This is a genomic window from Streptomyces sp. SKN60, assembly GCF_026236535.1.
In the GTDB taxonomy this organism is placed as follows: domain Bacteria; phylum Actinomycetota; class Actinomycetes; order Streptomycetales; family Streptomycetaceae; genus Streptomyces.
In genome coordinates this window covers 370,234-383,818 of the sequence record NZ_JAHTMW010000002.1, presented here as the reverse complement: position 1 = coordinate 383,818, position 13,585 = coordinate 370,234, and the positions used below count along the sequence as shown (strand labels likewise).

Genomic DNA, 13,585 nt, shown 5'->3' with positions numbered 1-13,585 from the left:
GTACGGAAGAGTTGATTCCGGATCGTGATTCAGGACATATGCGGGACATAAGGTCCAGACCAGGCGGGACCAAAGTCCTTCCGACGGCCTGTCGGAGGTCCCGACCCCGCTGACCGCTACCCGCTCACGGCCGTGCCACACTCGGAACATGCGCGTCTACCTCGGCTCCGATCACGCCGGCTACGAACTCAAGAACCACCTCGTCGAATGGCTGAAGGCCCACGGCCACGAGGCCGTCGACTGCGGGCCCCACATCTACGACGCCCAGGACGACTACCCGCCGTTCTGCCTGCGCGCCGCGGAGAAGACCGCCGCCGACGAGGGCAGCCTCGGCATCGTGATCGGCGGCTCCGGCAACGGCGAGCAGATCGCCGCCAACAAGGTCAAGGGCGTCCGTGCCGCCCTCGCCTGGAGCGAGCAGACCGCCGCCCTCGGCCGCGAGCACAACAACGCCAACGTGGTCGCCGTCGGCGCCCGGATGCACTCCGAGGAAGAGGCGACCAAGTTCGTCGAGATCTTCCTGAACACCCCGTACTCCGGTGACGAGCGTCACACCCGCCGCATCGAGATGCTCTCGGCCTACGAGACGGAGGGCGTCCTGCCTCCCATCCCGGCCCACCACCCGCAGGAGCCCACCGCCTGATGCCCGAAGGGCACACCATCCACCGGCTGGCCGCCGACTACCGGGAACGGTTCGGCGGCCGGTCCGTGCGCGTCTCCAGCCCCCAGGGCAAGTTCGCCGACTCGGCGGCCCTGCTCGACGGCACCGTCCTGGAGCGCACCGAGGCGCACGGCAAGCACCTCTTCCTCGGCTTTCCCGGAGACGAATGGGTGCACATCCACCTCGGCCTCTTCGGCAAGGTCGGCTTCGGCGACGCCCCGGCCCCGCCGCCCACGGACACCGTCCGGCTGCGGCTCGCCAACCCCGAGTCGTACGTCGACCTGCGCGGCCCCACCACCTGCGCGCTCATCACCGACGCCGAGAAGCAGGCGATACACGAGCGCCTCGGCCCCGACCCGCTGCGCGAGGACGCCGACCCCGGCCGCGCCTGGAAGCGCGTCTCCCGCTCCCGTACGACGATCGCCGCGCTCCTCATGGACCAGAAGATCGTCGCGGGCGTCGGCAACGTCTACCGCGCCGAGGTCCTCTTCCGGCACGGCATCGACCCGTATCGCGCCGGCAAGGACCTGACCCCGGGGGAGTGGGACGCGATCTGGGCCGACCTCGCGATGCTGATGCGCGAGGGCGTCCGCCTCAACCGCATCGACACGGTCCGCCCCGAACACACCCCCGAGGCCATGGGCCGCCCGCCCCGCGTCGACGACCACGGCGGCGAGGTCTACGTCTACCGCCGCGACCGCCGGCCCTGCCACATCTGCGGCACGGAGATCCGCACGGCGGAACTGGCGGCACGGAACCTGTTCTGGTGCCCGGGGTGCCAGCGCCCCTAGCGGGTCGCTAGAACGTGTGCGGCAACCACGGGGCCACCGGTGACCCGAAGGCGACGGACGCCTCGACCAGCGCCCCGTCCCGCAGCTCGCGCACGCGCCCCGCCCCCGCCAGCGACACCAGCGACACGCCGCCCAGGTACGCCGCCCCCAACTCCCGCACGGACAGCGCCAGATCCGCAGGATCGTCCGTCCGGACGCAACTGGCTCCGGTGCTGTCCCCCGTCAGCCGCCAACGCCCCTCGTTCCAAGGACAGAACGCGTCCGCGACCTCCACCACCACATCCACCGGCGCCTGATACGTCCGCGCCGCCAGCGCCCCGCCCACGTCCACGAGCCGCACGAAGAGAATCTCCCGCAGCGTCGGCTCGCAGCGCCGGATGTCCGTCACCAGGTGCTGCCACGCGTCGTCCACCGGCCGGCTGTGCACCTTCACCCGCGCCGTCAGGTCCACCGAGCACAGGTACCGCCACAGCGCCGCCTCCGCCACCGGGTCGAGCCCGGCCAGCTGGTGCACCGACACGGAGCCGTCCGCGCCCGCGAAGGACCAGTCCGGCTTGACCGCGTAGTGCGCGTAGCCGACGACCTCCCCGTCCCGCTCCGCGAGCACGCACAGGCGCGGCGAGGCGCCCGCCCGGTCGCCCGGCGGGTCGAGCAGCCCAAGGCGCTCCCAGCCGGGCCGCCGCTCCAGCATCCCGGGCCGGCCGGCGACCAGCTTCGCGTACACCGCCTCGGTCGCGTCGAGCGCCTCCGTCGGCGTCGTCACCCGCAGCGCGATCCCGTCCACGCCCTCCGGGCCCTCCGGCACCTCCAGCCGCACCCGGGTCGTGTCGATCGTCGCGTGCGCCGCGAACGTCGCCGCCCCGTAGCCGAAGCGGCCGTAGATCACCGGCTCCGAGGCCGTCAGGACCGCCAGCGGCTCGCCCCAGCTCCGTACGTCCTCCAGCTGGCGCCGCATCATCGAGGTGAGGATCCCGCGCCGCCGGTGCGTGCCGGCCACGCTCACCATCGTCACGCCCGCCGCCGGCACCACGCGCCCGCCGGGCACCGACAGGCGGAAGGAGAAGGCGCCCGCCGTGCCGACGCACCGGTCCCCGTCCCAGGCGCCGAGGAACCGCTCGTGCTCGGTGAGCTCCTGCCAGAGCTTGCGCTCCTCGTCGGCCTCCGGGACGCCGCCGAACGCGCGTTCAAGGACTGTGTACCAGTCGTCCCACTCGGCAGCGTCGAGCACCCGCAGTTCAGTAGTCATATGCCATCGATATCAGCGCCTCCTGACCCGACGCGACCCGATTTCGTACACGTTGTCACCTGGGTCCCCCTGCACGAGCTCCGACCGGGTGGATAGGGTCCAGGCCAATGGGACGTCGCGGCGCAGTGGACTCGTACGCGGCCCGGATGCGCAGGCGCGCCCGCCGGGCCCGCGTCGCGCTGCGCCGGAGCGGGGTCGACTACTTCCGCGGCGACGGCTCCGACTGGATCGCGCTCGCCGGACTCCTCCTCACCGTCCCCGCCATCACCGCCGGCTCGCTCGTCGACCCTGTGTGGTGTTCGCCCGTCGCCCTGGTCCTGCCGATCGTCGCCGGCGGGCTGCTGCTGCGGCCCGCCAGCCTGCTCGGCCTGTACGCGGCGGCGGCCGGCGCGCTCATCGTCGAGTCCGTCGTCCTCGGCCCCTACACCCAGGGCCCTGCCCGGGTCACCCCCGGCACCGTCCTCGTCGTCGCCGCCTGCGGACTCTTCGGCCTGCTCATCGCCCAGTTCCGGGCCCGCGTCGGCGTGCCCTGGCGGCGCGGCGGCACCATGCTCTTCGACCTGCGCGAACGCATCCGGGTGCAGAGCGCGCTGCCCCGGCTGCCGGCCGGCTGGCACCGCGAGATGGCGCTCCGCCCGGCCGGCGGCCAGTCCTTCTCCGGCGACTTCGTCGTCGCCGCCCGCACCCACGGCGGCCGCACCCTCGAAGTCGTCCTCACCGACGTCTCCGGCAAGGGCATGGACGCCGGCTCCCGCGCCCTGCTGCTCTCCGGCGCCTTCGGCGGTCTCCTCGGCTCGATGCCCCCGCACGGCTTCCTGCCCGCCGCCAACGGCTATCTGCTCCGCCAGGACTGGGACGAGGGCTTCGCCACCTCCGTCCACCTCGTCCTCGACCTGGAGTCCGGCGACTACGAACTCCTCTCCGCCGGCCATCTGCCCGCGCTCCAGCTGCACGCCGGCACCGGCCGCTGGGAGGAGAAGGACGCCGACGGACCGCTGCTCGGCGTGTACGACGGCGCCGAGTTCCACCCGGTCAAGGGCTCCCTGCGCCCCGGCGACGTCCTGATGCTCTTCACCGACGGCCTCGTCGAGAGTCCCGACCGCGACATCGCCGAGGGCATCGACCGCCTCACCGGCGAGGCCGACCGCCATGTCGCCGGCGGCTTCGAGGGCGCCGCCTGGCACCTCATCGAGGCCTGCGCCAAGGACGTCAACGACGACCGCGCGCTGCTCCTGATCAGCCGGGGGGCCTGAGAAATGACCGGCACCCCGCACCCGGATCCGGACCCGTATCCCGCCCCGTACCTCACCCTGGCCGAGGTCGAGGCCCTGGCCGTCGCCGCCCACGCCGGGCAGACCGACAAGGCGGGCCGCCCCTACGCGGAACACCTGCGGGCCGTCGCCGAGGGGGTACGGGCCGGGGGCGGCAGCGAGGCGCAGATCGCGGCCGGCTGGCTGCACGACAGCGTCGAGGACGACGCCCTGTCCGAGGAGTGGCTGACCGGCGCCGCCCTGCCTGCGGAGGTCAAGGACATGGTCCGCGCCCTCACCAAGCGCCCCGGCGAGCCCGTCGAGGAGTACACCCGTCGCATTCTGGCCACCCCCGGCGCCCTCCTGGTCAAGGAGGCCGACCTCGCCCACAACGCCGACCCGGCCCGGCTCGCCGTCCTCGACCCCGCGACCAGGGACCGGCTCACCGCCAAGTACGCGCGCGTGCGGGCCCTGCTGGGCCTCACCCGACCTCTCTGAAGCCCTCCGCATCAGAAGAGAAATACGTCACGTCGGCCGGATCCGTGCATCAACGATTCGTCACCCGGCCGCAGCGGGCAGGTAGTTGGTGGCACGATAGATGCGGCGGGGGTGTTCTGTGACGTGCGCTCCCGGGCGGCAAGGCGGACCGACCGAGGGTGTGATCAGTTGTGGCCATTTCACTGTCTGTGGTGCTGCTGTTGGCGATCATCCTGGTGGTGCTGATCCGCGGCGGAAACCTCAAGGCCGGACCGGCCGTCGTCGCGGTGCTCTTCGGCTTCTTCCTCGCCTCCACGGGCATGGCCGACGACATCCAGCGCTTCCTCGACTCGATAACGCAGACGATCGGCGGCATCAAGTTCTGACGTTCTGACGCCGAAGGCCCGCCGGACGATGTCCGGCGGGCCTTCGGTCGGTGGAGCGGGCGACGGGAATCGAACCCGCGTAGCTAGTTTGGAAGACTAGGGCTCTACCATTGAGCTACGCCCGCAAACAGGGAGCCGCAGGCCAGGGCCGCGGCACGGACGCCATCGTAGCGGGTCCGGACGGGTCCCCGCACACCCCTTGGAAAGGGGGGCGTCGCACCGTCTCCGTCCATGTACCCTACGTGTCGCACCGACGGGGTGTGGCGCAGCTTGGTAGCGCGTCCGCTTTGGGAGCGGAAGGCCGTGGGTTCAAATCCCGCCACCCCGACCAGCCAGGAACACGTGACCAGCCAAGATCACGTTGTGGGGCGCCCACTGCTTGCGGTTACTATGCAAGCTGCGTGCCCGTGTGTCTCTCTGACCGGGCCGATCGGCCGGAACCGCCCCTGGCGGTGCCGCCGGAAACCAGGAATCAGCCATCAAGGAGACCTAACCGTGAAGAGCGCCGTGGAGACCCTGAACCCGACCCGGGTTCGGCTCACTGTCGAGGTGCCCTTCGAGGAGCTCAAGGACAGCCTCGACGCGGCGTACAAGAAGATCAACCAGCAGGTCACGGTCAAGGGCTTCCGCAAGGGCAAGATCCCCGCGCGCGTCATCGACCAGCGCTTCGGCCGCGGTGCGGTGCTCGAGGAGGCCGTCAACGACGCCCTCCCGAAGTTCTACACCGAGGCCGTGAACGAGGCCGAGGTCAACCCGCTGGGTCAGCCCGAGGTCGACATCACGGAGCTGAAGGACGGCGAGCTGCTGGCCTTCACCGCCGAGGTCGACGTCCGCCCGACCATCGAGATCCCGGACTACTCCGGCATCGAGGTCGAGGTCGACGCCATCGAGGTCACCGACGAGGACGTCGAGAAGTCCGTGGAGCAGCTGCGCGAGCGCTTCGCCTCCACGAACCCGGTCGAGCGCGCCGCCGCCGAGGGCGACGTCGTCACGATCGACCTGCAGGCCAAGGTCGACGGCGAGGTCCTGCCCGACGGTGTCGCCGACGGTGTCTCGTACACCATCGGCTCCGGCGAGCTGCTCGACGGCATCGACGCCGCCGTCACCGGCCTGGAGGCCGGCGGCGAGGCCACCTTCACCTCCGAGCTGAAGGGCGGCTCGGCCGCGGGCAAGGAGGCCGAGGTCACCGTCAAGGTCACCGCCGTCGCCGCCCGCGAGCTCCCCGAGCTGGACGACGAGTTCGCGCAGATGGCGTCGGAGTTCGACACCCTCGACGAGCTCAAGGCCGACAGCCGCAAGCGCCTGGAGAACATGAAGCAGTTCGACCAGGCCACCCAGGCCCAGGAGCGCGTCCTGGAGAAGTTCCTGGAGATCGCGGAGATCCCCGTTCCCGAGAAGCTGCTCGAGGACGAGATCAACACCCGCAAGCACAACCTGGAGCACCACCAGCTCGGCCAGATGGGCCTGACCCTCGAGAAGTACCTGGAGTTCCAGGGCAAGACGGTCGAGGAGTTCGAGGCCGAGACCAAGGAGCAGGCGGTCAAGGGCATCAAGACCCAGTTCCTGCTCGACGAGCTGGTCTCCCAGGAGAAGCTGAACGTGGACCAGGAGGAGCTCACCGAGCACCTCATGCGCCGCGCCGCCTCCTCCGGCATGTCCCCCGACCAGTTCGCCCAGGCCGTCGTCCAGGGCGGCCAGGTGCCGATGCTGGTCGGCGAGGTCGCCCGCGGCAAGGCCCTCGCGGTCGTCGTCGAGGCCGCCAAGGTCGTCGACACCAACGGCAACGAGGTCGACCTGTCCGACGAGGACGAGGAGCAGGCCACGGAGACGGTCGAGGCCGTCACCGGCGAGGCCGAGGTCGCCGAGGACAAGTAAGGCTCTCCGGGCGGCCCGCGCCGCCCGCCGAACGCCGCGCCACGGGCCCGGACGCACGATCGTGCGACCGGGCCCGTGGACGTACCGGGACCTGCGCCTGCCGGTGTCCCGAGCCCCGTGGTGACCCGTTCATGCGTGCCCAACTACCTTGCGCTCCCAGCGAACAGTTCGGGAACCGGGATGGCGTTGTCCTACCTGCGCGTTAGGGTCCATGAATACGGGGGCAGTGCCCTCAGAACGAGACGCGAGACGGCTTGGGGCCGTCGGAGACGAGCAGGTGGATACGTGACGAATCTGAAGCCTTACGCCGCGGGTGAGCCGTCCATCGGTGGCGGCCTCGGCGACCATGTCTACAACCGGCTGCTCGGCGAGCGGATCATCTTCCTCGGCCAGCAGGTCGACGACGAGATCGCGAACAAGATCACCGCGCAGATGCTCCTCCTGGCCGCCGACCCGGAGAAGGACATCTTCCTCTACATCAACAGCCCCGGTGGCTCGGTGACGGCCGGCATGGCCATCTACGACACCATGCAGTACATCCCCAACGACGTCGTGACGATCGGTATGGGCATGGCGGCCTCCATGGGCCAGTTCCTGCTCACCGGCGGCACCGCCGGCAAGCGCTTCGCGCTCCCGAACACCGACGTCCTGATGCACCAGGGCTCCGCCGGCATCGGCGGCACCGCCTCGGACATCAAGATCCAGGCCGAGTACCTGCTCCGTACGAAGAAGCGCATGGCCGAGATCACCGCGCACCACTCCGGCCAGACCGTCGAGACGATCATCCGCGACGGCGACCGCGACCGCTGGTTCACCGCGCAGGAGGCCAAGGAGTACGGCCTCATCGACGACATCATCACCCACGCCGCGGGTGTCCCGGGCGGCGGCGGCACGGGCGCCTGAGCCCAGGCAGCCCGCTCCAGAGCCCCACCCCCGCCGAACGCCACCAGGACGGTGAACACCCAGATGCAGAACAACCTCTCCGCGAGCGGCCTCTACACCGGCGCGCCGATGGACAACCGCTATGTCGTCCCGCGCTTCGTGGAGCGCACCTCGCAGGGCGTGCGCGAGTACGACCCGTACGCGAAGCTGTTCGAGGAGCGCGTGATCTTCCTCGGCGTGCAGATCGACGACGCCTCCGCCAACGACGTCATGGCGCAGCTGCTGTGCCTGGAGTCGATGGACCCGGACCGCGACATCTCGATCTACATCAACAGCCCCGGTGGCTCCTTCACCGCGCTGACGGCCATCTACGACACGATGCAGTTCGTGAAGCCGGACATCCAGACGGTCTGCATGGGCCAGGCGGCCTCCGCCGCGGCCGTGCTGCTCGCCGCCGGCACCCCCGGCAAGCGGATGGCCCTGCCGAACGCGCGCGTGCTGATCCACCAGCCCTCCGGCGGCACCGGCCGTGAGCAGCTCTCCGACCTGGAGATCGCGGCCAACGAGATCCTGCGCATGCGCACCCAGCTGGAGGAGATGCTGGCCAAGCACTCCTCGACCCCCATCGAGAAGATCCGCGACGACATCGAGCGCGACAAGATCCTGACCGCCGAGGACGCCCTCGCGTACGGCCTGATCGACCAGATCATCTCGACCCGCAAGAGCACGGCGGGCGCGTCGGTCTGACGCTCGACCTTCCCCTGGCACGGTCCGCACGGCAGGTGTGGCCGAATCGCATCCATGTGAACCGTGCCAAGGGGGGCCCGAACGGGGGGCCCGGCAAGGTACCGTCGAATATGAGGCACCAGGAGTCGCTGAACCAAGCGCTCCCAGGCGAAGGGGAAGCACCTCGTGGCACGCATCGGTGATGGCGGCGATCTGCTCAAGTGCTCGTTCTGCGGAAAGAGCCAGAAGCAGGTGAAGAAGCTCATCGCAGGACCCGGTGTGTACATCTGCGACGAGTGCATCGACCTCTGCAACGAGATCATCGAGGAAGAGCTCGCGGAGACGAGCGAAGTGCGGTGGGAGGAACTCCCCAAGCCGCGCGAGATCTACGAGTTCCTCGAGGGGTACGTCGTCGGGCAGGAGCCCGCGAAGAAGGCCCTCTCGGTCGCGGTCTACAACCACTACAAGCGCGTCCAGGCCGGCGAGAACGGCGGCGCGCAGGGCCGGGACGACGCCATCGAACTGGCGAAGTCCAACATCCTGCTGCTCGGCCCGACCGGCTCCGGCAAGACGCTCCTGGCGCAGACCCTGGCCCGGATGCTCAACGTGCCGTTCGCCATCGCCGACGCCACCGCGCTGACGGAGGCCGGCTATGTCGGCGAGGACGTCGAGAACATCCTGCTCAAGCTGATCCAGGCCGCGGACTACGACGTCAAGAAGGCCGAGACCGGCATCATCTACATCGACGAGATCGACAAGGTCGCCCGTAAGAGCGAAAACCCGTCGATCACGCGCGACGTCTCCGGCGAGGGCGTGCAGCAGGCCCTGCTGAAGATCCTGGAGGGCACCACGGCCTCCGTCCCGCCGCAGGGCGGCCGGAAGCACCCGCACCAGGAGTTCATCCAGATCGACACGACGAACGTGCTCTTCATCGTCGGCGGCGCCTTCGCCGGCCTGGAGAAGATCATCGAGTCGCGGGCCGGCGCCAAGGGCATCGGCTTCGGGGCGACCATCCGCTCCAAGCGCGAGATCGAGGCGAGCGACCAGTTCCAGGAGGTCATGCCGGAGGACCTGGTGAAGTTCGGGATGATCCCCGAGTTCATCGGCCGTCTCCCGGTCATCACCTCGGTCCACAACCTGGACCGCGAGGCGCTCCTCAAGATCCTCGTCGAGCCGCGCAACGCGCTGGTGAAGCAGTACCAGCGCCTCTTCGAACTCGACGGCGTCGAGCTGGACTTCGACCGTCCGGCCCTGGAGGCCATCGCCGACCAGGCCATCCTCCGCGGCACCGGCGCGCGCGGCCTGCGCGCCATCATGGAGGAGGTCCTCCAGTCGGTGATGTACGAGGTCCCGTCCCGCAAGGACGTGGCCCGCGTGGTCATCACGGCGGACGTGGTCCGCGACAACGTCAACCCGACGCTGGTCCCGCGCATCGTGAAGAACGACGGCCGTCACGAGAAGAGCGCGTAAGCGCCGCAGGGACACGAAGCGACGCGAAGCGACACGAAGAGGGGCGCCCCACCGGATCGGTGGGGCGCCCCTCTTCGTGTCCGTCAGGCCTTGCTGCGCGCGGTGTTGTAGAGCTTGGCCGCGAGGTCGGCCACCTCGGACTGCGGGAGCGCCGCGCCGCCCGTCATCATGGTCGACAGATCGATCAGATTGACCGAGCCGACGGTCGAGTAGTCGGCCCAGATGCAGGTCGGGGCCTCCATCGTCTTGGGGCCGAGGGCCGCCGAGCCGGTGCTCTTCTCGTTGGTCATCTTCACGTTCTGGCACTTCATCAGCGAGCCCTCGAAGCCGGCGGGCTCCACGACCTCGGCGGTGCCGACGAGTTCGTACGAGATGCCGAGCTGCTTGGCCTCGGGGTTCTTCCCGATGCTGGCGAAGTAGTTGTCGATGGTCTTGTCCGGGTCGGCGATCTCGCCGTACAGACCGCTGAAGCTGAGCTGCTTGCCCTTGAGCGGCGCGATGTCGTTCTTGTACTGGGCGAAGACCTGGGCGGGGTTCTTCACGCCCAGCGCCTCGGCCCGGGCCTTCTGCTCGGCGTTCAGGGTGGTCGGCTTGGGCGCCGCCCCGGTGCTCTTGTACTCGCCCACCGTCGTCGGGGCGGTCAGCTTGTACCCCTTGGTGTCGTCGCTCACCGCGCTGTTCACCGCGCCGCCCCCGCCCAGGACGAAGTACGCGCCGACACCGATCGCCGCCACGACCGCGATGCCGCCGATGACCCAGCCCGCCTTGGACTTCTTCGGCGCCGGCGGCTGCGGCAGGTATCCGCCCGGGCCCTGCGGGGCGCCGTACGGGGGCTGCTGCGGCTGGCCGTAGGGGCCGGGCTGCTGGGGCTGCTGGGGGTAGCCGTACGGGGCGCCCTGCGGGGCCTGCTGCGGGTAGCCGTAGCCCGGCTGCGGGGCGGGCTGCTGGCCGTAAGGGTTCGGCTGGCCGCCGTACGGGCCGGGCTGCTGCTGGCCGTAGGGGTTCGGCTGGTCGCCGCCGTACGGGCCCGGCTGGTTGTAGCTCATGGACAGGTTCCCCTCACAGGATGTTTATGCGTAGCGAACATCCTGTCGGAAGCCGCGACGGGCCGGAGCGCTGGGGGGCACACCGTTACGGAACAATCGAGTTTCAGGACAGCTCCGGGACACCCCTAAACTGGGCCCGTGACCGAGAACACTCAGCAGCAGACAGCAGCCACCACCGAATTGCCGACCCAGTACACGCCGGCCGAGGTAGAGGGGCCGCTGTACGAGCGCTGGGTAGAGCGCGGCTACTTCGAGGCCGACGCGAAGTCCGACAAGCCGCCGTACACCATCGTCATCCCGCCGCCGAACGTCACCGGCGCCCTGCACCTGGGCCACGCCTTCCAGGTGACGCTGATGGACGCCCTCACCCGCCGCAAGCGCATGCAGGGCTTCGAGACCCTGTGGCTGCCGGGCATGGACCACGCCGGCATCGCGACCCAGAACAAGGTCGAGCAGCAGCTCGCCGAGGAGGGCAAGTCCCGCCACGACCTGGGCCGCGAGGAGTTCGTCGAGCGCGTCTGGCAGTGGAAGGACGAGTACGGCGGCCGGATCCTCGGCCAGCTGCGCCGCCTCGGCGCCGGTCTCGACTGGTCGCGCGAGCGTTTCACCATGGACGAGGGCCTCTCCCGGGCCGTCCAGAAGATCTTCAAGGACCTGTACGAGGACGGTCTGATCTACCGCGCCGAGCGCATCATCAACTGGTGCCCGCGCTGTCTGACCGCGATCTCCGACATCGAGGTCGAGTACCAGGACGACGCCGGCGAGCTCGTCTCCATCCGGTACGGCGAGGGCGAGGACTCCCTGGTCGTCGCGACGACCCGCGCCGAGACGATGCTCGGTGACACGGCCGTCGCCGTCCACCCCGACGACGAGCGGTACGCCCACCTGATCGGCAAGCAGATCAAGCTGCCGCTGACGGACCGTACGATCCCGGTCGTCGCCGACACGCACGTCGACCCGGAGTTCGGCACCGGCGCCGTCAAGGTGACCCCGGCGCACGACCCGAACGACTTCGCGATCGGCCAGCGCCACGACCTGCCCTCGCTCACCGTCATGGACGAGCACGGCGTGATCACCGTCCACGGTCCCTTCCTCGGCCTGGACCGCTTCGAGGCCCGCTCGGCGATCGTCGGCGCGCTCAAGGAGCAGGGCCGGATCGTCGCCGAGAAGCGCCCGTACATGCACTCCGTCGGCCACTGCTCGCGCTGCAAGACGACCGTCGAGCCGCGTCTGTCGATGCAGTGGTGGGTCAAGGTCGGCCCGCTGGCGCAGGCCGCCGGCGACGCCGTCCGCGACGGCTCCGTCGACATCCACCCGAAGGAGCTCTCCAAGCGCTACTTCGACTGGGTCGACAACATGCACGACTGGTGCATCTCGCGCCAGTTGTGGTGGGGCCACCGCATCCCGATCTGGTACGGCCCCGACGGCGAGGTCGTCTGCCTCGGACCGGACGACGAGGCGCCGACGGGCGAGGGCTGGACCCAGGACCCCGACGTCCTGGACACCTGGTTCTCCTCCGGCCTGTGGCCGTTCTCCACCCTCGGCTGGCCGGAGCAGACCCCGGACCTGGCGAAGTTCTACTCGACCGACGTCCTGCTCACCGGCCACGACATCATCTTCTTCTGGGTCGCCCGGATGATGATGTTCGGTCTGTACGCGATGGACGGCGAGGTCCCGTTCAAGACCGTCGCCCTCACCGGCCTCGTCCGCGACGAGTTCGGCAAGAAGATGTCGAAGTCCAACCCCAACGCGGTCGACCCGCTGGACTGGATGAACGCGTACGGCTCCGACGCCGTCCGCTTCACCCTGGCCAAGGGCGCCAACCCGGGCGCGGACGTGCCGATCGGCGAGGACTGGGTCCAGGCGTCCCGGAACTTCGCCAACAAGATCTGGAACGCGACCCGTTTCGCGATGATGAACGGCGCCACGATCGAGGGCCCGCTGCCGGACGCCTCCGCGATGTCGGCGACCGACCGCTGGATCCTGTCCCGGCTCAACGAGACGGTCGCGCAGGTCGACGCGTACTACGAGGACTTCCAGTTCGCCAAGCTGAGTGAGTCGCTCTACCACTTCGCGTGGGACGAGGTCTTCGCCTGGTACGTCGAGCTGTCGAAGACCACCTTCTTCGCGGGCGGCGAGCAGGCCAAGGTCTCCGGCCGTGTCCTCGGCGAGGTCCTGGACGTGATGCTGCGGCTGCTGCACCCGATCGTCCCGTTCGTCACCGACACCCTCTGGACCACCCTCACGGGCGGAGAGTCGCTGGTGATCGCCGACTGGCCGAAGGACAGCGGCTTCCGCGACAAGGCCGCCGAGGACGAGATCGAGCTGGTCCAGCGGCTCGTCACCGAGGTCCGCCGGTTCCGCAAGGAGCAGGGCCTCCAGGACGCCCAGAAGGTTCCGGCCCGCCTGGAGCTGGCCGGCACCGCGCTCGCCGCGCACGAGGCCGCCATCCGCCAGCTGCTCCGCCTCCAGCCGGAGGGCGAGGGCTTCGCCGCCACCGCCTCCCTGCCGGTCGCCGGCGCGACGGTCTCGCTCGACCTGTCGGGCACGATCGACGTCGCCGCCGAGCGCAAGCGGCTCGCCAAGGACCTGGCCGCCGCCGAGAAGGAGAAGGCGCAGGCCGAGGCCAAGCTCGGCAACGAGGCCTTCCTGGCCAAGGCCCCGGACAACGTGGTCGACAAGATCAAGGGCCGGCTCGCCAAGGCGGACGAGGACATCGCCCGCATCCAGGCGCAGCTGGAGAGCCTGCCGCAGGCGTAGCCCGTAGGCAGTAAC

Annotated in this window: 12 protein-coding genes and 2 tRNA genes; 11 read left to right on the top strand and 3 right to left on the bottom strand. The window is 69.8% G+C overall.

Going from position 1 to position 13,585, the window contains the following annotated elements; all coding sequences use genetic code 11:
- Positions 1–148: 148 nt before the first annotated feature.
- Positions 149–643: a ribose-5-phosphate isomerase gene (locus KV205_RS04865; RefSeq protein ID WP_265862404.1), complete on the top strand. Its 495-nt coding sequence runs from the start codon at positions 149–151 to the stop codon at positions 641–643.
- Positions 643–1,452 carry an Fpg/Nei family DNA glycosylase gene (locus KV205_RS04860; RefSeq protein WP_265862402.1) on the top strand — a complete coding sequence of 270 codons (810 nt, stop codon included), beginning with the start codon at positions 643–645 and terminating at the stop codon, positions 1,450–1,452. The genes KV205_RS04865 and KV205_RS04860 overlap by 1 nt, the downstream gene beginning before the upstream one ends.
- 7 nt (positions 1,453–1,459) lie before the next feature.
- Here the strand turns inward: KV205_RS04860 and KV205_RS04855 are convergent, their stop codons facing one another.
- Positions 1,460–2,698: a GNAT family N-acetyltransferase gene (locus tag KV205_RS04855; protein ID WP_265862399.1), complete on the bottom strand. Its 1,239-nt coding sequence runs from the start codon at positions 2,696–2,698 to the stop codon at positions 1,460–1,462.
- A gap of 107 nt (positions 2,699–2,805) precedes the next feature.
- Here KV205_RS04855 and KV205_RS04850 point away from each other — a divergent pair, with 107 nt between their 5' ends.
- The 3 genes from KV205_RS04850 to KV205_RS04840 all read left to right on the top strand — a co-directional run bounded on the left by KV205_RS04850 (position 2,806) and on the right by KV205_RS04840 (position 4,811).
- Positions 2,806–3,951 carry a PP2C family protein-serine/threonine phosphatase gene (locus KV205_RS04850; RefSeq protein WP_265862398.1) on the top strand — a complete coding sequence of 382 codons (1,146 nt, stop codon included), beginning with the start codon at positions 2,806–2,808 and terminating at the stop codon, positions 3,949–3,951.
- A 3-nt stretch (positions 3,952–3,954) separates the two neighbouring features.
- A complete protein-coding gene (locus tag KV205_RS04845; RefSeq protein ID WP_265862397.1) occupies positions 3,955–4,446 on the top strand; it encodes an HD domain-containing protein in 492 nt (163 codons plus the stop codon).
- 170 nt (positions 4,447–4,616) lie between these two features.
- A complete protein-coding gene (locus KV205_RS04840) occupies positions 4,617–4,811 on the top strand; it encodes a hypothetical protein (RefSeq protein WP_265862396.1) in 195 nt (64 codons plus the stop codon).
- Between the two features lie 51 nt (positions 4,812–4,862).
- Here the strand turns inward: KV205_RS04840 and KV205_RS04835 are convergent.
- A tRNA-Gly gene (locus KV205_RS04835) sits at positions 4,863–4,936 on the bottom strand.
- Between the two features lie 129 nt (positions 4,937–5,065).
- Here KV205_RS04835 and KV205_RS04830 point away from each other — a divergent pair.
- From KV205_RS04830 to clpX, 5 genes are all read left to right on the top strand, one after another.
- A tRNA-Pro gene (locus KV205_RS04830) sits at positions 5,066–5,142 on the top strand.
- A 164-nt stretch (positions 5,143–5,306) separates the two neighbouring features.
- Positions 5,307–6,686 carry a trigger factor gene (gene tig / locus KV205_RS04825; RefSeq protein ID WP_265862394.1) on the top strand — a complete coding sequence of 460 codons (1,380 nt, stop codon included), beginning with the start codon at positions 5,307–5,309 and terminating at the stop codon, positions 6,684–6,686.
- A 285-nt stretch (positions 6,687–6,971) separates the two neighbouring features.
- Entirely contained in the window at positions 6,972–7,589 is a 618-nt protein-coding gene (locus KV205_RS04820; RefSeq protein ID WP_265862392.1) for an ATP-dependent Clp protease proteolytic subunit, read from the top strand.
- 63 nt (positions 7,590–7,652) lie between these two features.
- Entirely contained in the window at positions 7,653–8,315 is a 663-nt protein-coding gene (locus tag KV205_RS04815) for an ATP-dependent Clp protease proteolytic subunit (RefSeq protein ID WP_265862391.1), read from the top strand.
- A 165-nt stretch (positions 8,316–8,480) separates the two neighbouring features.
- Positions 8,481–9,764 (top strand): ATP-dependent Clp protease ATP-binding subunit ClpX, encoded by a 1,284-nt coding sequence (gene clpX, locus KV205_RS04810; protein ID WP_128980430.1) that lies wholly within the window; start codon positions 8,481–8,483, stop codon positions 9,762–9,764.
- Between the two features lie 83 nt (positions 9,765–9,847).
- Here the strand turns inward: clpX and KV205_RS04805 are convergent, their stop codons facing one another.
- Positions 9,848–10,810 carry a hypothetical protein gene (locus KV205_RS04805; protein WP_265862387.1) on the bottom strand — a complete coding sequence of 321 codons (963 nt, stop codon included), beginning with the start codon at positions 10,808–10,810 and terminating at the stop codon, positions 9,848–9,850.
- A gap of 138 nt (positions 10,811–10,948) precedes the next feature.
- Here KV205_RS04805 and KV205_RS04800 point away from each other — a divergent pair, with 138 nt between their 5' ends.
- Positions 10,949–13,570, top strand: coding sequence for a valine--tRNA ligase (locus KV205_RS04800; RefSeq protein WP_265862385.1), 2,622 nt, complete (start codon positions 10,949–10,951; stop codon positions 13,568–13,570).
- Positions 13,571–13,585 lie beyond the last annotated feature (15 nt).